Here is a 24,313-nt window from a genome sequence, read left to right as displayed (position 1 = left end):
ATTTTATGCCAAGGAATATCCATTGCATATACAGCAGAAGTTGCATCGCATAGGGTCAAACCCTGGCGATCGTCTTTAATCCAATCTCCGTTGGGTACCCTCACCCCGGAAGTAGTTCCATTCCAAGCAAATACCACATCTCGATCTGTATCTACCGCTCCCAGATCGGGGATTTGACCATAATCAGCTTTGTAAGCATTAACATCTTGAAGTTTCAACTGCTTGACAACATCAGTTAGCCAACCTTGACTAAAACTTTCCCAAGCTAAAACATCGACACCTCTTTCCCCTAACATTGTCCACATTGCCATTTCAAAGGCACCGGTATCAGATGCTGGTACAATACCTAATCTATAATCGCTAGGTACTTGTAATATTTCTTTGGATAATTCGATAACTTGATGTAACTTTCCTTTGCCCAACTTGGAACGGTGCGATCGCCCTAAAGTTGCATCTTTTAAATTCTCTAATGACCAACCAGGACGTTTGGAGCAAGGACCAGAAGAAAAATTGGGATTTTGGGGGCGAATTCCGGGCTTTTGGATGCTTATATCTTGTGTTTGCATTGCTTTATATATGATTTATTTGAACTGTTCTGGGATTTTGAAGTTTTGCTAGAATTTTGAATTTTGCTGAATTTAAGTTAGTGAATGAATACTTAGTAAACAAATATTTATACGATTACTTACTGATAACTTAAGCAAACTTTCGCTCATGATTGTAACTGATTATGGAGTATTTATTCCTAAATAGTTCTACTATGTGGGCTGATTAGACAGTTGTCACATTAGTTGCATCCAAGATCGGCGATCGTGCCTGATGAGTAAAGAAATTTTTAAAAGTATCGAGATTTAGAGATTCATAAACATTTATCAATCAAGCTCAAAAATGTTTAACAATTTCCCCAATAACATGATATTTATTGTATTAACCGCTCATTCTCAAGCCAGAGGTTCATAATCAAATGACGGTTAAGTGAAAAAATATTCTTAGAAGTAATTACTTTAGTATTCTTAAGTTTTGATTGATTAATATAATAAAAATTTATAAGTGAAAAGAACTTAAAGAAAACTGCATCTCTTCATAAATTTTATATGAGCAAAAACTAATCATTTAATTGGAAATTATTGCAGTCAAAGACATTAGCTGAATTTAGTTTAAAAATTATAATTTAATGTTTATGTAAATGTCCGTAGAAATGCTGGCACCTCAAAAAAAACGCGCTTATCGTGATTATTACGAGCCGAGAAAATACTGAATCAAAGCTCTCCATTACTTATTTCATTGAGAATCGATATTAGGTTTTGCCCAATAATGTAGTTCAAAGTATCCTTATTTATTTTGAATAAAAGCTAAATCAAAAAGCTAAATAAAAAATATTTCAGATACTCTACAAGATTGGGCACATCCTTATTCTTCAATCAGATAACAGATAAAAAGACATTTAAAAAATCAAAATTAACAAATAATTATTTATTTATTGGAGTTTAATATGCATAGTTTAATTAAAAACTTTTCAAGAATCTTATTAGGTACAGCACTATCTGTAAGCGTTACTGGAATATTAAATCCATCACAAACTCTTGCGGAAAGTAAAATCACAAGTATTACTCCAGCCCCAGAAAATGCATCCTTAAGTCCAGATACATATGATGTTTATCTCGATGCAAATGATCCTCTCTCTGTAGATGTACAAGTAAAAATCCCCACTAAGCCAATAAAACTTGATTTATTTTTACTAGAAGATGTTTCTGGCTCATTTGTCGATGATTTAAAAAATATCCAAAACTTAGTACCCAGTCTAGTGGATTCCGTTAAAAGTACAGTTTCAGATGCACAATTTGGAGTTGGTTCTTTTATTGATAAACCTATGATTCCATTTGGAAATTTGAATAGTTTTGTTTACAAAACAGATCTTGGTTTAACTAGCGATGTAACAAAATTACAAACAACTATTAATAATCTCTTTGCAACAGGGGGAAATGACTTTCCTGAATCACAGCTAGAAGCGTTGTTACAAACTGCTGTACGTGGTGAAAGTGAAATTGGCTTCCGCGAAGATGCATTTAAAGTTGTTGTTCTCTCAACTGATGCAAGGTTTCACAAAGCAGGGGATTATCCTTCAGCCCCTGCAAATAATGGTGATGCTATCCTTGATGGAAGTACGCCAGGAACTGGAGAAGATTATCCTGCAATTGAGCAAGTTAAGCAAAAATTAGAGGATGCAAATATAATTCCTATTTTTGCAGTCACAAAAGATGTACGCTCCGATTATGAAAATCTAGTAGATACTTTTGGGTTTGGTTCGGTAGTAGATTTAAGTTCCGACAGTAGTAATTTGATTAATGCAATCAATATAGGTTTAAGCGATGTTTTCAAAGATATTACCCTCGATGTTGTTGGTGATGACTTTGGTTATGTTGCAAATACTCAACCACGTATATTTTCTAATGTTCCATCAGGTGAAAGTCGTACTTTCAACGTTACTTTGTTAGCGGATGGAATAAATGATAAAGATGACTCTTTAAGTCTTGTTGCTCCTGGTTTTGCTCAAGTAGACATTAATGTTGATGTGAAAGATCCAAAAAACCCAATTCAGTCAGTCCCCGAACCAAGCACAATTTTTGGTTTGTTGGTAGTATGCGCATTCAGTATGAGAGGATGTCCTAAAAGTATACTTGGTTACAAAAAGTCACGGTTGAGTTCCCCCAACCTCCTTAAAAAGGGCGCAAAATTTCCCCAATACAGCGGGGGATTTAGGGGGATCCAAGATATATTAAGTAAATAATATGACTTTTGAAATATCCTCTGACTCGTCAATCAAGTTTAATTTCAAATCTCAAGAAATCTACAAGTCTAACAAAGACTAAATCTCTCGATTAAAGGAAAGGGATTCCAATACGGTTCGGTTAAGGTTTATGGGTTGTAATTTTGGGCGTGTAGAGACGTAAAATTATGACCTTACGGTCACGCAATACCTAGAGCCTGCGGCGACGGCGGAGCCTCTAGCTGCGCTACCTTGCGGATCCGGTACGCTTGCGCTAGGCGCTAATACGTCTCTACAGGGATCTCGTTGGTAAACAGATATATTATCCGAACGGTATTGAAAGGGATTCTCGAAAGCAAAAAGATTGAATCTAGAAAAGGAACATCAGGGTTATGGGCGTTAGCGAAACAATAAATCGCTATCGCCTTTTCTCGCATAATACCGAAGTTAACCTTTTTGATTAGAGTCAGAGAGTATCAAAAATTTTCTCTAAGCAATATATGCAAATTCATCTTCAGATACTTCCTCGAAATTATCGATTAAATCTAAAGTTTGTTTAAAAGCTAACTCTTGTCCTTGTTTCACAAAGTACGCAGCACCAATTTGTAAGTTCTCAATCGCTGCTTGTCGGTCGCCAATATGATAATAAGCCACACCTCGATTGACATAAGCATTTGCATCATCTGGCTGCAGTTCAATTACATTTGTAAAGTCTTGTATGGCTTTTTGAAAATAGCCATTATTGGAACAAACACAGCCTCTATTAAAATAAGCTTTGTAGTTATTTGCGTTATGGCGAATTGCGAGAGAAAAATCAATCAATGCTGCGGAAGTATTTTGTAACTCTAAATTCATCAAACCTCGGTCATTATAAATCTCTGCAATTGATAAACTCGAGGTCTGGGGAACTTGACTCAAAGCACGGTTATAATCCATAATTGCTAACTGATAATAACCTAAACTAGAAGTTGCTAAACCCCGATTATAGTAGGCGCGAAAATCATAGGGTTTAATTTTTATCGCCCGGTTATCATCTGCGATCGCAGCTTTAAAATCTCCTTCTCGGTAGTGAGCTAATCCGCGATCTAGCAAAGCTTCTGTATTTTTAGGATTTAGACTTATGGCTTTAGTACAGTTTTGAATCGCAGTTGGATAGTTTTCTATTTGAAGGTTAGCAAGACAAAGATTACTATAGGCTGCTGCAAAATCTTCCTTTAACTCAATAACTTTCAGAAAATTGTCGATCGCTCCTTGGTAATCCGCCCTTAGTATGGATTCTACACCCAGCCGAAAGAAATTATCTGCTGTCATTTTCGGATTAGGGACAGCTAACGAGGAATTGGGAAAGCTGAAAAAAATACCCAAACACAAACAAACAAACAACACACTTAAAACCAAAAAATCTAAAATCAAGCTGTAGCAGCGATTAAGCATATGTTTAAGTTGTTGAAACTGGAATATTTACTGGAATAATGATTTGATTGTAATTTTTACACTAAAACAAATTGTAGAGCAGGTTACTTACCCACTCTACAATTTTAGGAAATAACGATTATTAAATCTTAGCTCCAGCCCTTAGCTGATTGATCTAAGACATAGGTCGCAACATCTTCGATTTGTTGAGGGTTCAAGCGACCTTTGAATGCTGGCATTGCATTTTTACCATTGGTTACTTGGTATGTAATTTTTTCAATAGAGTTCATACCATATTTTTCCAAGGCATCCGCTTTTAATGTCTTCGCACCGTTTACTACATTATTGCCGCCCATATGACAAGCGTTGCAGTTAGCTGCGAAAATTTTTGCTCCACTTGCAGCATCACCCGCCAAAGCTGGAGGACAAAATGCGAAACTCAGAATCGCTACACCCGCGATCAAAATAGAAAGAAATTTTTTCATTCAGTGTTTCCTCTGCCTAAAAGGATGACTCGGTTAAATGTCCCTTTCAATTCTCAAAAACGAAACAGCAGTCGTCAAATGACAAGCTGTCATACTTATCGTTTTGTTAAGTTTTGCCTTTTACGACCGTTATTTTGTTAATTTTCGTAACCTGCGATCGCAATAAAGTCAAAAGTTAAATGCATTAACTGTTAACTGTAGCCCGCAAGGGCGTGGCGTCAGCCGTAAGCTGATAACTGTTTATCCGCTAATGTAGTTAACTTTATCTCCTGTAACTCTACAGATTCGCCAATCATCTAAAATTGATGCCCCCATCGCGCGATAAAATTTCTGGGCAGGTTCATTCCAGTCTAAAACGCTCCATTCTAAACGCCCACAATCGCGCTCTAAAGCTATTTGCGCTAGTTTAGTAAGAAGTGCTTTACCAATACCTTGGCGTCGGAATTTAGGTAAGACAAACAGGTCTTCCAAGTAAATTCCTGGCTTAGTCAGAAATGTTGAATAATTGTGAAAAAATAAGGCAAATCCTACAATTTCATCAAGGTTTTCTGCTACTATCGCCTCAATATATTGACGCTCTCCAAACATATGTTGTTTAAGAGTATTTACGTCACCACTAACAGCATTAGGCAATTTTTCATATTCTGCTAATGCCTTTATCAAATTAAATATTGCATCACAATCTTCCACTCGAGCTAATCGCAAGCTAAAGCTATTCTGCAGGGTCATTTGTTAATTATTCATTAAGATAGCTAATTGTTATTACTTCATAATTTTTACTCTGCAGTCAACCATATTTCAACTAAATATATCCAATAACTAAATATATCCAGCCAAAATATCTCAGCTAGATATGTTTAACGAAATATATTACAACCTAAAGCTGTACTATATCAGCCAACCCTTTAGGCGTTTAGCAATGTGGGGACGACGTAATTTGCGCATTGCTTTACTTTGAATCTGACGTACTCTTTCCCGCGACAAATTAAAGATGTTTCCTACTTCTTCTAAGGTGCAAGGTTCGCTAGTTGTTAAACCATAGCGTAAAGAAATAACATCTTTCTCCCTTGGTGTTAGTACGTCACTCAATACCTCCCAAATCTCCTGACGCATCATTCCTTCATTCATTTTTGCTTCTGGAGATTGGTTATCTTCGTCTTCCAATAAATCCATCAGTTCCGTATCTTCTTCTTTACCAACACGATGGTTTAAAGAAAGTGCTTGACGTCTTAATTGTTGTAATTGTCGCAGTTGTGGAGCAGGAATATCTAAACATTCCGCCATTTCCAGTTCTGTCGGATTGCGACCTAATTGTTGCTTGAGTTCTCGTTGAGCTTTTTTAAGTTTATTGAGTTTTTCAACAATATGAATTGGTAAACGAATAGTACGAGCATCATTAGCAATCGCCCGGGTAATTGCTTGTCTAATCCACCAATAAGCATAGGTAGAAAACTTATAACCTTTATCTGGGTCAAACTTTTCTGTTGCGCGATTTAATCCCATTGCTCCTTCTTGAATTAAATCGAGAAATGGTACTCCTCGATTCAAATATCGTTTCGCAATAGATACGACTAAACGCAAGTTGGAACGAATCATTTTACGTTTAGCTACTCGACCTTGATATAGGCGACTTTCTAATTGTTTCCCGGTCATTTCTAACCGAGCAGCAATTTTTTCTTTACTGGGTTGATAACCTAATTCTTCTTGCAATGAAGCTTGTGCATTTCTAAATTCTTCTAAAAATTGAACCCTTCGCGCTAACTCTACTTCTTCATCAGCTTTAAGTAGGGGATAACGCGCCATTTCTTTAAAAAAAGCTCCGACAGCATCATCATTATCGGTCTTATTATATCCAGAAGCACGTGCCGCTCCCATTTCATCTGCATTACGCACTTCTGCTTCAAGATTTTCGGTAATGACAAAATCTTCTTCTGCTACTGTCTCTAAATTATTGAAAACCTTTTCTTGACTCTCAGCAGCATTTTTCATGATTTCTACGCTTTCTAATTCAGAATTGCTATTTTCCTTTAGGGATCGTTGCTCTATCTGATACATAATTTAATTACAGCCGCTAATGGTTCTCTACATCGGTTATTTTTTCCCTAAAAGACACATGCGCCTTTGTTGATAGCAAAAACACTACTATGCTATTAATTTATCATTCTTTGGGATATGATTTTATGTCTATATATCCCGCTTAATTTTTTGCATTATGAGTTTGAGCTATCAAGGAGTTATTCAAGTTATTTGTTACATAAAGATACAAGAACTTTGATTGAATTTGCAGTTTTGATTATCTAGACAACTACAATATTTATTGCAAATTCTTATTCAATAAATGGAGATAGTTGAATATGTTAAACCTCCTTATATTTCTCTTGCCAACTAATAAATATGAATAAATTCGCTCAAGTTTATCGACAATCAGGAAATATGTTGATTTTTATGGTTATTTGTTTATATTCATGAAATTATTCACCATATCAGGGCTATACAACTTGATTGCGTAATGATTTGTGCTGTTTCGTTCTAATAAAGATTTTGAGTAGTTTAGCAGAATATTTTCTCTAAACTTATACAGGTGAAATCATCGCATATCCTTTTGAGGGTGAATATCTATCAACAGGAGTATAAGCGATATAAATTAGCGAATTATTGTCTAATATTTTTGTTATCTAGTAACTCTTTCAAAACTATACCAATTTATCTTGATTTCCTATTTGTTCTATGGATTACATAAAATGAAATTTATCAAGTATTATGTCTCATGAAAGTATTGGTAAATACAAAAGTTGATAGATAAAGTAAACAGCTACAGTTTAATGAAAAATATTGATTTTGACAAATAAATATCAGAAAAATATCTATTTATATAATTCAGAAACTATGTATATTCAAGATACTACTTTGCCCTCAAAGGTGGTTGCCCAAAACAGTGAAGATTACAAAATAAATCCAGGGAAGAATGAATGGGTTGAAGTATTGGTTGATTGTCCTGGGGCAACAGGAATATTTACTTATAGGTTACCGTCACATTTGCAGGTAAAAGCAGGAGATATTCTTAGCGTTCCATTTGGAACACAAATAGTTGGAGGTATCGCCGTTCGCTTGCTTTTTATGCCGAATGTAGATTTCCCAAAAGAAAAAATTCGGGATATTGAAGATATTGTCAGCGTTGGTTTTTTCCCAAAATATTATTGGCAACTTTTAAATCGAGTCGCAGCATACTACTATACTCCTTTAATTCAGGTAATTCGTGTTTCTTTACCCCCTGGTTTGTTGGGGCGATCGCAACGAAGAATAAGGTTAATTAGAAGACAAAAAAAAGTTAACCTAGAACAAGTTAATCCAGAAACAATAAATCCAGAAACAATAAATCCAGAAATAATAAATCCAGAAATAATAAACCAAGAAACAATAAACCAAGAACGATTTAATTTAAAAAAAATCAATCCAAAGCAAGTTAGCCAGGAACAGAAAACGGAAAATTCTCATTTAGATAGTTCTAACTCGAACGAACAAGAGTTGTTATTATCTGATATTCTTCCATTGTTATCCCTACCAGCACGGAAAATTTTGCAACTTTTGCAAACACAAGCCGTAGGAGATTACAGTTTTGTGTATTTACAACGTCAAATAAGGGGAGCATCTCGTGGAGTAAAGGAATTAATCGGACGTGGTTTAGTCGAAAGTTATTTGGAAGCACCAAGACTAGCTCGCCCAAAGTTACAAAAAGCGGTAATACTGATTAATGACCTATCAGAAAATGAATTGACTTCCCGTCAGCAAGAAATTTTGGCTGTTTTGCGCCGACGTGGGGGTGAATTATGGCAAACTGAGCTATTGCAGGCTTGTCACACCAGTACTTCTACCCTGAAGAAATTAGTCCAAAAGGGCTGTATTCTCATTGAGGAACGAGAAAGACTAAGAACAGAACGTTCTCCTCAAACAGGAGAAACTTTAACAGGAGAACAGGTAAAATCTCTAACTCCCGCTCAATCAACAGCATTAGAAGTCATTCAAGAGTTGGATGGTTATGCAAAAGTACTTTTACATGGTGTAACGGGTTCGGGAAAAACAGAAGTCTATTTACAGGCGATCGCACCTTTGTTAGTAGAAGGTAAATCGGCTTTGGTTTTAGTTCCAGAAATTGGACTCACTCCCCAACTAACTGATCGTTTTCGCGCTCGTTTTGGAAATAAAGTTTTTGTTTATCACAGCGCCTTATCTGAAGGTGAGCGTTATGACACTTGGCGACAGATGTTAACTGGTGAGCCTTGTGTAGTAATTGGAACTCGGAGTGCAGTATTTGCACCTTTACCTAACTTAGGTTTAATAATTTTAGATGAAGAACATGATTCGTCATTTAAACAAGATAGTCCCGCTCCGACTTACCATGCTCGCGTTGTTGCTCAATGGCGTGCAGAATTGGAAGGTTGTCTTTTAGTTTTAGGTTCTGCAACTCCTTCCTTGGAAAGTTTGATTAGTGCAATTGGGGATGAGAAGCAAAGAGATTGGGAGCAGGGAACTAATAAGACTCATTACCTAAGTTTGCCCGAACGCGTTCATTCCCGTCCCCTACCGCCAATCAAAATAGTGGATATGCGCTTGGAACTCCAACAGGGAAACAGATCTATTTTTAGTAAACCCCTAAAAGCTGCGTTACTAAATTTACAAGAAAAACGCCAACAGGGAATTTTATTCATTCATCGTCGGGGACACAGTACATTTGTTTCTTGTCGTAGTTGTGGATATGTCTTAGATTGTCCTAACTGCGATGTGTCCTTGTCTTATCACCATACTGAACCGGGCGCACAAAAACTATTACGCTGTCATTACTGTAATTATGGCTGCGCTCATCCTCCCAATTGTCCCGAATGCGGTTCTCCTTACTTAAAATTTTTTGGTAGTGGAACCCAAAGAGTTGCACAGGAATTATCCAGACAATTTCCTGAACTGCGGTTTATTCGTTTTGATAGCGACACTACCAGAAGAAAAGGCGCACATCGCCAACTTTTGAGTAAGTTTGCTAACGGCGAAGCAGAATTACTGATCGGAACGCAAATGTTAACTAAAGGCTTAGATTTACCGCAAGTTACCTTAGTGGGTGTTGTTGCTGCCGATGGTCTGCTACACTTATCCGATTATCGGGCTAGCGAACGGTCATTTCAAACCTTAACTCAAGTTGCAGGACGTGCAGGTAGGGGTGAAGATCCGGGTCAAGTAATTATTCAAACCTATAATCCAGATCATCAGGTAATTGAAGCCGTACAAAACCACGATTATCAATCTTTTACCAATACCGAACTAGAGCAACGCCAAGCACTTAACTATCCACCCTACGGACGCTTGATTTTATTGCGCTTGAGTAGTCCTGAAGAGATTCAAGTACAAAAAACCGCCCAAGCGATCGCTACAGTATTAAAATCTGGAAGTGGATTTGATGTATTAGGTCCAGCACCAGCAAGTGTTTTACGGGTTGCAAATCGTTTTCGCTGGCAGATTTTAATTAAATTTGCTCCTGATGCTTTACCTCAGTTACCCAACTGGAAAGAAATTCGTCAACTGTGTCCCCAGACAGTAAGTTTAACAATTGATGTCGATCCTTTAAACATGATGTAGCCTGCTAACATTGGAGACATAGCATGCTACACCCTTATGGATGTTTTTGGCGTAGGGGATTTCCAATTAAAAAATACACAAATCATTATTCGTTAGGGTGCACGTCGGTGCACCCCTACAGTAAACCAATAATGTCATAAATTATTTTTTTGGAAGTTCCCTTACGTAAGGGAAGTACAGCAAGCTATATCTCAACCTTGTAATACAATTACTTGGTCAACTTTCGGAGTCATAGCAATAAATGCTGTGTGGTTACAACTGGGGCATTGTACCCTATGTTCTACTGGTTCGCTACCATCGTGGTGAGTTTGAATTAAAAGGGGTACGTCACATTTGTAGCATTGGGTGAAAATGCGCGGTTTATCGGTGTTACAGTCCACAAATTTCATGGGTTGAAATTTTGGCTTCCTGGGCTCTCTTTTAGTAGGTCTACTGGGTCTACTAGGTCTACTGGGCTTGGAATAACCTTCTGTTTGTGTTGGTGCGTCCATTAATTTCTCCTCACTGTGGGTTTGTTTGTAGCCTATCAAGCTTTTTTGGCGGTTTACAGATACATTTAAAAATTTTCAAATACTTAAATAGAAATTATATTCACTCCATCAACCATAGTATATACAAACCTAATAGTCTGCTTTCCTCATAAATAAGTAAGAATTATGGGAAAGATTACACACATCAATTGATAACTTATACCAATTTCATTTAGTGAGGCTACCAAGATGAAACTCAATCACAAGATATGATTTTATTCCTGGCATACCATCTGTAGCTTGCATTCAGGAAATTGGATTAAGATTTTATCGCTATCAAATTACATATCCGATAATATGTATCAAAAGCTTCAATATATATTATCTTAAGTATAATTATTGTTGATAGTTTAAATTACAAGAATAGCACTTGATAATTAAGAAAAAATCGAGCCAACAAAAATATCTGTTGACTCTTTACCGCTTCACTTAATTCCCTTTCAGAAGATGCACCCTAGATAGCAACGAACTTTATCCGTTACCTACGCAAATTTAAGCACGAACGCTAATTGTAATTACCCCAAAAAGCACCTATTTTTTTGCAAGCAATTACCTTTGTTACCAATAAAAATTTATGCTCTATCCGAGTAACTATCCACCGTATTAATACTTAAATATCGATAAAATCACTGAAAATGATTTTATTTGACGAATTAATAAAAAAAATGACTAAATCTAGTCAAAATTAAAGACTTCTGACTTCAGTTAGAGCTACGACTCAAGACGCGAAAATCACAAATCATAAATAAAAATTAAAAACAAAAATCAAAAATCAAAATAAATATAGGGTCGGGCATCTGGAGGTACTAAAATCCAAGCACTCCACAGACATAAAGGTACGAATAATAACTTTAAAGGCCAGTTGATTTGCAGTGTTAAATATCGGTTTAAAATATAAACTAAAACCATCACGGTAGCTAACATTGCTAGCAAGGAAATAAATTGATATTGGGTCATGCTCAAAGCTTCCAGGTAGACTTTCTGTAAAAATTGAACATCAGCAGGATGACCCCAAAGCCGCTGAAATACGAGTAAGGAATCTTGTATATTGGGTAAACGGAACCAAATCCAAGCGGTGAACACCATCAACTGGGTTAATAACCAAGCCAAGAAGATACCTATAGGATGCAGCCAAAATACCCTTAGCAAAGATATGCGATTGCTGACACTGTCAGTTAAACGATGAACTACTAAAGCTAGACCGTGATAAGTACCCCAGACAACAAAACCTAATGCAGCTCCATGCCAAATCCCAGCGATAACCATAACAATCATCAGGTTAATACAGGTACGTATTAAACCCTGACGGGAACCACCCAATGGGAAGTATAGGTAATTACGCAACCAGTTACCAAGAGTCATATGCCAACGTCGCCAAAAGTCAGCGATGCTGGTACTCAAATAAGGAGCATCAAAGTTTTTGGGCAAATTTAAGCCAAATAATAAAGCGCTACCACGAGCCATGTCTACGTAGCCACTAAAATCTAAATATAGTTGCAAACCATAGGCAAGCATCGCCAACCATAAATCTATACTTCCAGCCCTAGGAATATTCCCAAAGCACAAATCGACATAAATAGCTAAGTTATCTGCAAATATACCTTTTTTAACAATTCCTCTAGCAATCAACCATAAACCTTCAGCAACAGTTTCTGGAGTAGGAGATTCTAGACTTTTAAACTGAGAAATAAAATTGTGATAAGGAGTAATTGGTCCGGAAATTAATTTAGCAAAAAAGAGTTTATAAGATGCAAAATTAATTAACTCTTCTGTTGCGGGGGCTCCGCGATAAACATCAACTAAATAGGCAATACATTCAAAAATGAAAAATGAGAATCCTAGGGGTGCAATGGATTTAAAACTAGAAACATTTGTTTCGATAAAATTATTTGATTGAAGAAAATTCAGGATTGCCGGTAAATATTTAGAAGCATAAAGCAATAAAACATTAATTCCGATTCCAAACCAAAGTAATCTAACACGACGACGATTCCAATCAGAATGGGCAATTTGCCATTGCTCGTTAGATATACGCCAATCTGAGGAATGTTCTCCAGGAGAAGTGTTATAGCCAATTGCTTTTCCAAGGCGGAAATTAATAAAAATTAGTGTAAGAAGTAGTGGAATATAATGTGGTTGCAAAGATGCATAAAACACCAAACTTGCAACTAATAAACTCCATATCTGCCATTTCTGTTGTGTTACAGACCAGTAAATACCCAGGATGCTCAACAAGAACAGACCGTATATACCTGAAATAAAGTTCATGTTTTGATTATTAAATTAAGATTTTGAGATTTTGTTTTCATTGGGAATGGGTAATGGGTAATGGGTAATGGGTAATGGGTAATGGGTAATGGGTAATGGGTAATGGGTAATTGGTAATGGGTAATTGGTAATTGGTAATTGCTCCTGACTCCTGACTCCTGACTCCTGATTCCTGACTCCTGATTCCTGACTCCTGATTCCTGATTCCTGATTCCTGATTCCTGATTCCTGACTCCTGACTTCTGACTCCCACACAAGTATATTCTTTGGTATTACAAGTTATTTTATTGACCAGGGAATCATTGGGTCTACAGCAAGCTTTTTGGAAACTTTATAAGCACCATAGCGGTTGAGGTGGGAAGGGTCGGAGAAGTAATCGTTTTTCTCTGGCCAAAGTTCTGTTAAATCTCGAAAAATAAAATTATTATTTGCTTTTGATATATTTAAAATATATGTTTGAAAATACTCTTCATATTTACTACGTATGGGATCTAAGTAATCACTAGTTAAGGGCATATTAATAAATACCACAGACACCTTACGTAAAGCAGTATATTTCAACATTCTTTGCAAAGCGATATCTTGTTCTCCTATTAGCTGAAAATTACTATAGTCTCTGTCATGGCTGCCAGTAACTTTGGGGTGATTTTGGTAGTAAGTTTCTGGCTTGAAACGAACTGATAAAGCCAAAAAGCCATCAAAATCAACTGCTGGGATTGTAATATCTTGCTCTGGAGAATTTCCTGACTTTTTTGAAAAATTACTAATGACTGGTATTTTTTTGAGTTGTTGATTTAATAATTCTTTGAACTGTTCCTTTTGGGGATAGGTTGCAGATAATGCTGCAATGCTTCTGTTTAAGCGTTTATTAAATGCCTGATATATATTTTGATTGTCATTTAGATTGTTTCCACCTAACTTTTGTTCTGCAATTTTGGAATTTTTACTATTCTCTTTACTAGTCTGAATAACCTGTTGATAACCCTCAGATGCTGTGATTGTCTCAAAGGTTTGGTCTGGTCTACCACTATTAAACGCACGTACCCCATCAGCCCAAATAATAATTTTTGGTAGTTCTGATGCTTTAAGCACATGGACTACAAGTAATTCTACTATCTGGACTGTAGCTCCATTAATTCCAAAATTAAATACTTCCAGATCTTCATAGCCTTCAGATGCTAAAGCTTTAGATAAGGCGACCGGGTCTACTCCTCTGAGAGCACGGGAAGAACCAACAATTAAAACATCTGGGGGACCACTTTTAGCTAAATGCTGCTTGTAAAGTGCTAACTGCTCATCCAATTGGCGAGAATTAAACGTTGGTGTTTGCGATCGTGCAGCTAAAAGAATTGCTGTTGAAGTTGCTTTTTTTTGCTCTCGAACTACTTTTTTTCTGGCTTGAGTAAATCCATTGGGATTAAAAGCATCACCATTACCTGAATTTGTTTTACCTTCCGTTGGATTGGATGCAACGGCGTTTTCTTCAGCTACTTCATACCTATTTGCAGAAATTTCCAATTGTTGGGCTTGACTGTAATCCGCAATCATTTTCCCTAGTGCCCAATCCAACTGCAGGCTGAGTAAAATACCAATAGCACCCCAAATCCCTGCTAATAGTACTTTTTGAGTATCTGTACTTGTTTGAGGAGCAGAATCTTTTTCAATAAAAAGTTGAGTTGATAATAGGAATTTTCGGAGTGTTGTTCCCCATTTTTGGGTTTGCGTACCAATAAAAGTTTGAACTTCTTCGATGGTTAGATCGGGACGTAGAATTGGTTCGGTATCTGGAGGTGGTAATAAATCTTGGACAAAATTAGAAGTCGCTGCAAATTCCGGAGGTGCTTCTGGTACCGTAGTCTGACGGGGTTGAAAATCAATCCCAAATTGCCAAAACGGTTTTTTATTACCAGCACGACGACCGTATACCCGGGCTCCCATTACACCTTGAATCTGTAACTTACGAATAAATTCAATTATTGTGTGGGCAATTTTTTTGCGGGTGGGACAAATCGGTGCATCACACATTACGTGCAATAAATCTTCTTTACGCAACAGCATGACCCGAATACCTCCTGTAGCTAGACGATTGTCTAGGTCAGGGTTTAGCAAACGTTCGAGCAAAAATAATAATGCTGATTCATCACCAGATTTTGCTAATTTTAAAACAGGAACATTTAAAGCTGGATGATCTGCAGCAGGAAGAGATATCCAATCGATCCAAGTTGGTTCGGACTGAACAGTTTTTTGTCCGTAGATTGTAGCTGCTGAAATTCCTTGGGGTGCAAGAATTTCTAATTGGGGAACAATTGCTTCTAAACAAAAATCTTTATCAGGAATTTTGCTTGAAGATGGATCCCTAGGAGTACAAAAAATATGTAAGGTTGACTCTTTAACAGAAGCTTGAATTGAAACCTTATTATTTAACCAAATTTTTCCCAAACGTGAAATTGCTGCTAAATCTCCCCAACGCGCCCATTCCTTAAGCATTACCTCTCGGGGAGTTAAGTCAATGCGTAATAACCAATCATGGGTATTTTCCCCCAGAACCCCAGAAGCAATTACAGCATCTTGGTAGTCGGATAAATTTAAATTACGCAGTTTTTCAGCTACCGGCTCGGCAATTAATGATGGATCGGGGGTATAATGCGATTGACAAAATATCCACAAACGCTGCTTGTTTGCCGCTTCTCGTGCAGCAGTTCTTTGTTTTTTTACCTTGACTTTAACAGCAACTCCTAAAGTACTTAAGGTTTCGCTTAAATAACGAGCAATTGCCGCAGGGTCTCCTTTACGTGCCAAACTCTCATTGGAAATAATAATGGCTCCGCTCGAAGACGGTGAATTTTTTTTGTTGTTTAGAAGCGCCTGTTCCACTTCTTCAATGTGTTTATCGAGCTGATTTAAAAATACTCGATGACACCATTGCGGTCGTTGTTCTTCCTTGTGACGACCATAGACAAAAACTTGATAAACTGCTGGCTGATCGTTACTCTTAAGTGCTTCCAAATCGGTTTGCTGTAAAGCTCGGAGTAGATCTGATAAGGTTTTCCACCGCGGAGGACAAATAGGCGCTTCACAAAGAATATGAAGGTCATTTCCCCGCAAGCGGATTTTCACCCCGACAGAGTTAATACCTGTTGCTTGGCTAACCCACTGCGCCAATGCTTTTTGTCTATCTAGTGATACTGTGTTCATGGGTGGTTAACTTTACAGAAGGTTAATATTGGGGGATTGTGCGCGGGACTTGTAAACTAGAACCATAGATTTATCACACTCTCAAGTTTTTTAACACTTTTGTTATCTCGATCGCTTGCATAATCAATAAAGAAAGTTTTATTCACCCGCAAGCAGAGCGAATTTATGAAATTCGGATTTTAATTAACCCAAAAAATGTCTAGCTAGGTACCGTCATTATGCCTTCTGTTCCCATCGACCCCTCTGCAAATGTTGGATTGGACTTTGGTATATTTACCATCCCCCAGTCTCTTATTTTACAAATTGGCACAGCTTCAATGCTCGCCGCTCTCGTGGCACAAGAAGCTGCTATTCAAACAATGGAAGCTATGGGAGAAGCGAGTGAAGAATTATTTAGGGGCGAACGCCTGCCAATTTTGGACTTTCCCGAGCAAACAGGAAAATGAATTGTGAGGAAGCAAATAAATTTCACAAACTATTATTTGCAAAATCTACATACTTTGCAAATCATAACTTCGCAAAAATACACTTCGCAGAAACACACTTATGAAAAATCTATTTCGCCAAAACATACTTAGCGAAAATACTTAGTGTGATGAAGGTTTTTGCGGTCTTCTGCATAACCTTGACTTGCGAGTTCAGGAACTTTACACAGCAATTGCCTTTACTACAACAGAGGAATGAGTTATCTTTTACACTCTTCTGAGCGGGATGTATACATTGACCCAGCATCTGATTTATTTTTACGCCATCAACTCCAAATAGTTGAAGAATTATGGGAGTCCGTATTACGAGAAGAATGCGGACAAAAGATGGTAGATCTTTTGAAACAACTCCGAGATTTGTGTTCCCCTGAGGGACAAGCAATCGATGGTCAAGCAAGTAAGGTCTCTAAACTGATTGAACAACTGGGGATCAACGAAGCAATTAGGGCTGCGCGTGCTTTCGCTCTGTATTTTCAGTTGATTAACATCATAGAACAGGACTACGAACAAAGACAGCAACTAACTCGTTATGAGTCAGAGCCAGAGACAGCGATCGCAGAAACTCTGCCAAATATAATATCTCCTTCTACCAATCGCAATGATAATTCTCCCGTTAATAGCGGAGTGGGTTCGGACTTATTAGCTAAAAGTTGGTCTGCAAAGCCAAATAAAAGGCAAACTGGAACTTTTGCTTCATTATTTCCCCAACTATTCCAACTTAATGTTCCCCCCGGTCACATTCAAAGGTTAATCAATCAATTAGATGTGCGCCTGGTATTTACTGCTCATCCCACAGAAATCGTTCGCCCGACAATTCGTAACAAACAACGGCGAGTTGTCCAATTGTTACAGCAATTAGATCTTGTGGAAAAACGTTATGCGGGTCGAGCAGCTGGGGTATATCCCTGGGAAGTATCAGAATTACGAGATAAGCTATTGGAAGAAATTCGTTTGTGGTGGCGTACGGACGAGTTACGTCAATTTAAACCATCGGTGTTAGATGAAGTTGAGTACGCACTGCATTACTTCCAAGAAGTTTTATTTGAGAGCATTCCTGGGTTATACCAAAGATTACAGTATGCTTTGAGAGGTACCTTTCCCTGGTTAAAACCACCAAGAAAGAATTTTTGTACCTTTGGTTCTTGGGTAGGTTCCGACCGAGATGGAAACCCATCTGTAACTCCAGAAATTACTTGGCAAACTGCTTGCTACCAACGCGAGATGGTTTTATCCAAGTACATCGATTCTGTAAGAAACCTGATTGAGTTGTTAAGTGTATCACTACATTGGAGTGATGTGCTTCCCGATTTGCTGGAATCTCTGGAATTAGAGCAATCTCAACTGAGTGAAGTCTACGAAGAACTAGCGCTAAAATATCGCCAAGAACCTTATCGCCTCAAGTTAGCCTATGTTCTCAAGCGCTTAGAAAATACTCGCACTCGTAATGTTGCTGTCAGACAAAGAGAAACACTCAAAGACGACCAAACTCCAGTTTACAATTCGGGAGCGGAATTTTTGGCAGAATTACGTTTAATTCAACGGAATTTAGCCGAAACAGGTTTAAGTTGTCAGGAGTTAGACAATCTAATTTGTCAAGCTGAAATTTTCGGTTTTAATTTGACCAAATTGGATGTTCGTCAAGAATCAACTCGTCACTCCGATACCATCAACGAAGTTTGTGAATATTTAGGATGTTTGGAAAAACCATATAACGAACTTTCGGAAACCGAAAGAGTAAATTGGTTGGTGGAAGAACTGAGAACTCGTCGTCCCTTAATTCCTGGAGAACTACCATTTTCAGAGAAAACCAACGACATCATTCAAACTATGCGTTTGGTGCGATCGCTGCAACAGGAATTTGGTGAAAATATTTGCCAAACCTACATTATCAGCATGTGTCGCGAAGTTAGCGATGTTTTAGAAGTATTATTATTGGCAAAAGAAGCCGGACTTTATGACCCCGGAACGGCAATTGGTAGTATTCAGGTAGTACCGTTATTTGAAACGGTGGAAGATTTACAACGCTCCCGCACAGTAATGCGGGAATTATTCGAACTACCACTTTACCGTGCCTTACTTGCAGGTGGTTATGTGGCTTTCAAGAAGTTACAAACAGAGAATAAGCAAGACCATACGCCAATATCCTATGGATTAACCCCGAATTTACAAGAAGTAATGTTGGGGTATTCCGACAGTAATAAAGACTCTGGTTTTCTCAGTAGTAATTGGGAGATCCATAAAGCCCAAAAATCATTGCAATCCATCGCCGAGGAATACGGTATCGATCTGCGAATTTTCCACGGAAGAGGCGGTTCTGTGGGACGAGGTGGCGGTCCAGCCTACGAAGCGATTTTGGCACAACCGGGTCACAGTATTAACGGGCGAATTAAAATTACCGAGCAAGGAGAAGTTCTAGCATCCAAATACTCCTTGCAAGATTTAGCGCTGTATAACCTAGAAACCATAACCACTGCGGTCGTTCAAGCCAGTTTATTGCGTACCGGTTTTGATGACATTGAGCCGTGGAACCAAATAATGGAAGAACTAGCAGCGCGATCGCGGTCTCACTATCGTTCTTTGATTTATGAACAACCAGATTTTATTGACTTTTTCCACGAAGTAACTCCAATTGAGGAAATTAGTCAATTACAAATTAGTTCTCGTCCCGCCCGTCGTCCTTCCGGTAAGAAAGGTTTGAGTAGTTTGCGAGCAATTCCTTGGGTCTTTAGCTGGACGCAAACCAGGTTCTTGCTACCTGCATGGTACGGTATCGGCACAGCATTAAAAGCATTCTTGGATGAAGAACCTGAAGAAAACATGGAATTACTCAGGTATTTTTACATAAAATGGCCTTTCTTCAAGATGGTAATTTCTAAAGCAGAAATGACCTTGGCGAAAGTTGACATTCAAATGGCGCGTCATTACGTAGAAGAATTATCCAAGCCAGAAAACAAAGCTCGATTTGATAAGGTATTTGAACAAATCCTCAGAGAATTTCATCTCACAAGGGATCTAGTGTTACAAATTACCGGACATGAAACATTACTTGACGGCGATCCAGTATTACAACGTTCAGTACAATTACGTAACGGTACCATTGTCCCCCTGGGCTTTATTCAAGTATCTTTACTCAAACGTCTGCGTCAGTCACGAAACAGTAGTTACACTTCCGGTGTAATTGATTCCCGTTACAGTAAGGGCGAACTACTGCGCGGAGCATTATTAACCATTAATGGTATCGCTGCTGGTATGAGAAATACTGGTTGATCGGGGGGTTGGCGACTGGGGTGAGCCCGCGCCTAACGGCGATAGCACTGCGTGCCGCCTTGCGGCATATAGGAATTAGGGATTAGGGACTAGGGATAGCACTGCGTGCCGCCTTGCGGCATATGGCGATTGGGTTAACATTAGCTTGTCACACCAAATTTGCATAGTTCATGGCAATAGAAAATACCGTTTTCTTCTTCCCATGCTTTCACGATTACCTGTTCTCATATGGCGCTGTCGAGTCATGTAATAACCACAATACGCTGACATCAGTACGCACTCAACGCCAATCCCCAATCCCCAATCCCAAACCGCCAATCCCCAATCCATATGCAAAACTCCCGTAAAAGAATGATGATTTGTAGCTTTTGTGCCGTTACCTGCGGTTTGTTTGGTAGCTTTATTGGTTGGCAAATAGCTTCTTCTCTTCCATCCCAAAGGTGTCGAAATCAAACTTGGGAAATTGGCAAAATGATGTGTAATCTCCAAACTTCACCAGAGTCAATGTATAAAGGTTGGCAAGGAAGTACATCTGGGGTCTGGACTGGAACTATTTTGGGTGCTTTTTTTGCTGGTTTGGGTACGCGTCAGTTGCGTCGTTGAAAAAAAGTAAGAAGTCGTAGAGACGTAGCATGCTACGTCTCTACAGGAGTCATAAGTCAGGATTTGGGAGTTAGAAAAGTTAATTACAAGAGAAGTAATGATTTTGAAACACGCCATCATATGGCGTAAATTTAATATGACCAAAAACTAAAATTTATGAACAGGCAAAGAGTTCTTTCGGGCGTCCAACCAACTGGTAATTTACACCTAGGTAACTATTTAGGAGCAATTCGTAACTGGGTAGAAATTCAAGACCAGTATGATAACTATTTTTGTGTCGTAGATTTACACGCTATTACCGTACCGCAAGATCCAAAAACTTTAGCAAGTAACAGTTACACCCTAGCGGCGTTATATCTTGCTTGCGGACTGGATTTAAATCATTCTACTATTTTTATTCAATCTCATATTTCTGCCCACAGCGAACTGACTTGGTTATTTAACTGTATTACTCCTCTGAACTGGCTCGAAGATATGATTCAGTTTAAGGAAAAAGCGGTTAAGCAAGGGGAAAATGTCAGCGTGGGCTTGTTAGATTATCCCGTACTGATGGCAGCAGATATTTTACTGTATCAAGCAGATAAAGTACCTGTGGGCGAAGACCAAAAACAACATTTAGAATTAACGCGAGATATAGTCAACAGAATTAATCACCAATTTGGTACGCCAGAGAAACCAATCTTAAAATTACCAGAACCCTTAATTCGTCAAGAAGGGGCAAGGGTAATGAGCTTAACAGACGGAACCAAGAAAATGTCTAAGTCCGACCCGTCGGATTTAAGTCGAATTAACTTACTGGACTCGCCAGATGAAATCACAAAGAAAATCAAAAAATGTAAAACCGATCCAGTACGGGGTTTGGAATTTGATAATCCAGAACGTCCTGAATGTAACAATTTGCTGACATTATATATGCTGCTTGCTGGCAAAACAAAACAAGAAGTCACAGCAGAGTGTCAGGATATGGGCTGGGGTAAATTTAAACCTTTGTTAACAGAAACCACAATTAACGCCCTTAAACCAATCCAAGATAAATATCAGGCGGTAATGGATGACAAAGGTTATTTGGAATCTGTATTACGAGAAGGACGAGAAAAAGCAGAGGTAGTCGCCCAAGAGACACTCACACAAGTTAAGGCTGCTTTAGGTTTTTCTAAACCTTTATAATTTCCAAACCTTTGTAATTTCCAAACCTTTGTAACTTTTGTCCCGCATAATTTTTTAGACTGGAAATGTCAGTCTTTTTTTATATTATGCCTAATACCCATAACCAAATACCTCTGACTTGCTTCCGTAAAGCAGCTGAAGCAGGAGAATTTCTGGTGACTGCGGAGGTCGCTCCACCAAAAGGAGGTAACCCACAACACATGATAAATATGGCGGCGACTCTTAAGGGGAGAGTTCATGCTGTCAACATTACCGATGGTAGTCGTGCTGTAATGCGGATGTCTTCGTTAACTGCATCCGTTATCTTACTACAACATGGCATTGAACCAATTTGTCAAGTTGCGTGTCGCGATCGCAATCGAATTGGTTTACAAGCCGATTTAATGGGCGCTCATGCTTTAGGGATTTGTAACATTTTGGCTTTAACGGGAGATCCAGTAAAGGTGGGCGATCATCCCGATGCAAAGGCTGTATTTGATGTAGAGTCTACCCGTCTGCTACAAACCATCTGTAAACTAAACCAAGGTATAGATTACAACGAAAAACCTTTACCTGATGGTGCTACAGATTTATTTGCGGGTGCAGCAGTGGATCCGCAATGTCGCAGTTGGTCTGGTTTGCAAAATCGATTTGAGCGTAAATTAAAGTCCGGCGCACAATTTTTCCAAAGTCAACTAATTACCGACTTCGAACGACTGGATAAATTTATGACCCAAATAGCTGCAGGTTCAAACAAACCGATTTTGGCTGGAATTTTTCTCCTTAAATCAGCAAAAAATGCCCGATTTATTAATCGCGCCGTTCCTGGTGTAAATATTCCCGAACATATTATTGATCGCTTAGAACGAGCTAAAGAACCTTTAGAAGAAGGAATGAAAATTGCCGCAGAACAAGTAGTTATTGCACGTCAATTATGTCAAGGAGTACATATGATGGCGGTGAAGCGAGAGGATTTGATTTCGCCAATTTTAGATATGGCTGGGGTTAAGCCTGTTAGCAATGAGATTGTAGCGGCGTAAAATCCAGGTAAATACAGTATAAAACTTTATTTAGAGACGCGTTTGTGCTAACTCTCATTGGAGTAACGCAAATTCGCGTCTCTAAATCTTTGGGAAACTGTACTATCGAAGTATGCTATCTCTCAATGCGAATGTATATGCAAAAATTTTATGAACGTTAATACCAAGGAGTTTATGTGGTGACAGAGTTAAAAAATAATCTTGAATATTTGAATGAAGAATATTTAGGTGAAGAAGAGGAAGAAGAATATGAAAAAAAGACTTTTAACTACGATCCAGAAAAAATAAATATTGTCACGAAAGAACCAACTATCGATCTATTATTAAGGCGAATTGATGAGGAAGCTCTCAATTTAGCACCTGATTTTCAACGGCAAGCAGGTATCTGGAATATAGAAGCTAAAAGTCGTTTAATTGAATCTATTCTGATTAGAATCCCATTGCCAGCTTTTTATATAGATGGCACAAACGAAGAAGAATGGTTAGTTGTAGATGGTTTGCAAAGATTATCTACTCTGAAGCAATTTGTTAGCGATCGAACTCTTAAATTGACTGGACTAGAATACCTAATTGAGTTAGAAGGAAAAACCTATGATGAATTAGAGCGTAGATATCAGCGACGTATAGAAGAAACTCAGGTTACAGTTTATCTGATAGCAAAAGGTACCCCTCTTGAAGTTAAATATAATATTTTTAAACGTATTAATACAGGGGGTATACCTCTTTCTAATCAAGAATTACGTCATGCCTTAAACCCCGGTCAAGCGACTAAATTCCTGGAAAGACTTGCTAAATGTGGAGAATTTGCACGTCTTGTTGAGCTTGGTGAATCTCGTAAAAAACGAATGGATGACCGAGAATTTGTACTTGGTTTCTTAGCTTTTAAGTTAACTTCTTACAAAGAATATCAAGATGGTGATCGGGATACATTTCTGAATCAAGGTTTAGTCAAAGCAAATCAATTATCTGAAACAGAACTCAAGAATATTGAAAATGATTTTAAAAAAGCAATGATTGCAGCATTCGATATTTTTGGTGATAATGCATTTCGTAAACAGTCTAAAAGCAATAAAAGAAAATTTCCACTAAATAAAGCATTGCTTGGAATTTTGCGATAATGTAAGTAAACAAATTCAGTGCCTTGATAACGGCACACCAATGCTCAGACAAGTATTAAAATGTTTATTTGAGCTTGAAGAATATTGTAAAAGCTGGAAAGATGGTGCTTTTGACTTCGATGCTTTCAGGAAAGTCTCTCCTGAAAGTGAGTCAAGACTTAACCAATTCAAGGATAAACTTACTTTTGAATGTTCTGATGGCAAAAAACGTGTATTTAGTTTACATGCACGCGTGACACCAGGAGCATGGAGGCTTCATTTTTGCACGGAATTAGGACCAGGAAAAATAATTATTGGTTACATTGGTCTTAAAATTCAATAAATCAATTTTTAAATTAATTTAAACAGTCTTCAAGTTTGCTGATAAAACAAGC

Annotated in this window: 18 protein-coding genes and 1 pseudogene; 9 read left to right on the top strand and 10 right to left on the bottom strand. The window is 38.0% G+C overall.

Annotated elements, in window-relative coordinates; translation table 11 throughout:
- A pseudogene (locus QNJ50_RS03780) lies at positions 1–566 on the bottom strand (phosphoserine aminotransferase); the annotation flags it as partial.
- Between the two features lie 926 nt (positions 567–1,492).
- Between QNJ50_RS03780 and QNJ50_RS03775 the strand changes: the two are divergent.
- Positions 1,493–2,788, top strand: coding sequence for a PEP-CTERM sorting domain-containing protein (locus tag QNJ50_RS03775; RefSeq protein WP_300632168.1), 1,296 nt, complete (start codon positions 1,493–1,495; stop codon positions 2,786–2,788).
- Between the two features lie 468 nt (positions 2,789–3,256).
- On the opposite strand, the gene QNJ50_RS03770 is transcribed toward QNJ50_RS03775, so the two are convergent.
- From QNJ50_RS03770 to QNJ50_RS03755, 4 genes are all read right to left on the bottom strand, one after another.
- Positions 3,257–4,201: a tetratricopeptide repeat protein gene (locus tag QNJ50_RS03770; protein WP_300632165.1), complete on the bottom strand. Its 945-nt coding sequence runs from the start codon at positions 4,199–4,201 to the stop codon at positions 3,257–3,259.
- A 128-nt stretch (positions 4,202–4,329) separates the two neighbouring features.
- A complete protein-coding gene (gene petJ / locus QNJ50_RS03765; protein WP_300632163.1) occupies positions 4,330–4,665 on the bottom strand; it encodes a cytochrome c6 PetJ in 336 nt (111 codons plus the stop codon).
- Between the two features lie 240 nt (positions 4,666–4,905).
- Positions 4,906–5,394, bottom strand: a complete 489-nt coding sequence (locus tag QNJ50_RS03760) for a GNAT family N-acetyltransferase (RefSeq protein ID WP_300632160.1) — start codon at positions 5,392–5,394, stop codon at positions 4,906–4,908.
- Positions 5,395–5,553: 159 nt separating this feature from the next.
- The gene (locus tag QNJ50_RS03755; protein ID WP_300632157.1) at positions 5,554–6,720 is read right to left on the bottom strand and encodes an RpoD/SigA family RNA polymerase sigma factor; all 1,167 of its coding nucleotides are present in this window, start codon (positions 6,718–6,720) and stop codon (positions 5,554–5,556) included.
- A gap of 831 nt (positions 6,721–7,551) precedes the next feature.
- Between QNJ50_RS03755 and priA the strand changes: the two genes are divergently transcribed.
- Positions 7,552–10,287 (top strand): primosomal protein N', encoded by a 2,736-nt coding sequence (gene priA, locus QNJ50_RS03750; RefSeq protein WP_300632154.1) that lies wholly within the window; start codon positions 7,552–7,554, stop codon positions 10,285–10,287.
- Positions 10,288–10,478: 191 nt separating this feature from the next.
- Here the strand turns inward: priA and QNJ50_RS03745 are convergent, their stop codons facing one another.
- From QNJ50_RS03745 to QNJ50_RS03730, 4 genes are all read right to left on the bottom strand, one after another.
- Positions 10,479–10,778 (bottom strand): hypothetical protein, encoded by a 300-nt coding sequence (locus QNJ50_RS03745; protein ID WP_300632152.1) that lies wholly within the window; start codon positions 10,776–10,778, stop codon positions 10,479–10,481.
- An 804-nt stretch (positions 10,779–11,582) separates the two neighbouring features.
- Positions 11,583–13,085: an MBOAT family protein gene (locus QNJ50_RS03740; RefSeq protein ID WP_300632150.1), complete on the bottom strand. Its 1,503-nt coding sequence runs from the start codon at positions 13,083–13,085 to the stop codon at positions 11,583–11,585.
- A 15-nt stretch (positions 13,086–13,100) separates the two neighbouring features.
- Positions 13,101–13,340, bottom strand: coding sequence for a hypothetical protein (locus QNJ50_RS03735; RefSeq protein ID WP_300632148.1), 240 nt, complete (start codon positions 13,338–13,340; stop codon positions 13,101–13,103).
- 24 nt (positions 13,341–13,364) lie between these two features.
- On the bottom strand, positions 13,365–16,280 hold the full coding sequence (locus QNJ50_RS03730; RefSeq protein ID WP_300632146.1) for a DUF1574 domain-containing protein: 2,916 nt from the start codon (positions 16,278–16,280) through the stop codon (positions 13,365–13,367).
- A 218-nt stretch (positions 16,281–16,498) separates the two neighbouring features.
- Here QNJ50_RS03730 and QNJ50_RS03725 point away from each other — a divergent pair, with 218 nt between their 5' ends.
- Both QNJ50_RS03725 and ppc read left to right on the top strand, forming a co-directional pair.
- Positions 16,499–16,726 carry a hypothetical protein gene (locus tag QNJ50_RS03725; RefSeq protein ID WP_300632143.1) on the top strand — a complete coding sequence of 76 codons (228 nt, stop codon included), beginning with the start codon at positions 16,499–16,501 and terminating at the stop codon, positions 16,724–16,726.
- A 234-nt stretch (positions 16,727–16,960) separates the two neighbouring features.
- Positions 16,961–20,032: a phosphoenolpyruvate carboxylase gene (gene ppc / locus QNJ50_RS03720; RefSeq protein WP_300632141.1), complete on the top strand. Its 3,072-nt coding sequence runs from the start codon at positions 16,961–16,963 to the stop codon at positions 20,030–20,032.
- A gap of 168 nt (positions 20,033–20,200) precedes the next feature.
- Here ppc and QNJ50_RS03715 read toward each other — a convergent pair whose 3' ends face one another.
- Positions 20,201–20,362, bottom strand: coding sequence for a hypothetical protein (locus tag QNJ50_RS03715; RefSeq protein ID WP_300632139.1), 162 nt, complete (start codon positions 20,360–20,362; stop codon positions 20,201–20,203).
- Between QNJ50_RS03715 and QNJ50_RS03710 the strand changes: the two genes are divergently transcribed.
- The 5 genes from QNJ50_RS03710 (at position 20,363) to QNJ50_RS03690 (ending at position 24,261) form a co-directional block, all read left to right on the top strand.
- The gene (locus tag QNJ50_RS03710; RefSeq protein ID WP_300632138.1) at positions 20,363–20,635 is read left to right on the top strand and encodes a hypothetical protein; all 273 of its coding nucleotides are present in this window, start codon (positions 20,363–20,365) and stop codon (positions 20,633–20,635) included.
- 156 nt (positions 20,636–20,791) lie between these two features.
- Entirely contained in the window at positions 20,792–21,802 is a 1,011-nt protein-coding gene (trpS, locus tag QNJ50_RS03705) for a tryptophan--tRNA ligase (protein ID WP_300632136.1), read from the top strand.
- Positions 21,803–21,888: 86 nt separating this feature from the next.
- The gene (locus QNJ50_RS03700; protein ID WP_300632133.1) at positions 21,889–22,821 is read left to right on the top strand and encodes a methylenetetrahydrofolate reductase; all 933 of its coding nucleotides are present in this window, start codon (positions 21,889–21,891) and stop codon (positions 22,819–22,821) included.
- Between the two features lie 179 nt (positions 22,822–23,000).
- A complete protein-coding gene (locus tag QNJ50_RS03695) occupies positions 23,001–23,939 on the top strand; it encodes a DUF262 domain-containing protein (RefSeq protein ID WP_300632130.1) in 939 nt (312 codons plus the stop codon).
- Positions 23,940–23,979: 40 nt separating this feature from the next.
- Entirely contained in the window at positions 23,980–24,261 is a 282-nt protein-coding gene (locus QNJ50_RS03690) for a hypothetical protein (RefSeq protein WP_300632127.1), read from the top strand.
- Positions 24,262–24,313 lie beyond the last annotated feature (52 nt).

Source organism: Mastigocoleus sp. MO_188.B34 (genome assembly GCF_030065675.1).
Classification (GTDB): domain Bacteria; phylum Cyanobacteriota; class Cyanobacteriia; order Cyanobacteriales; family Nostocaceae; genus Mastigocoleus.
This window is presented reverse-complemented; position numbering and strand designations above follow the sequence as displayed.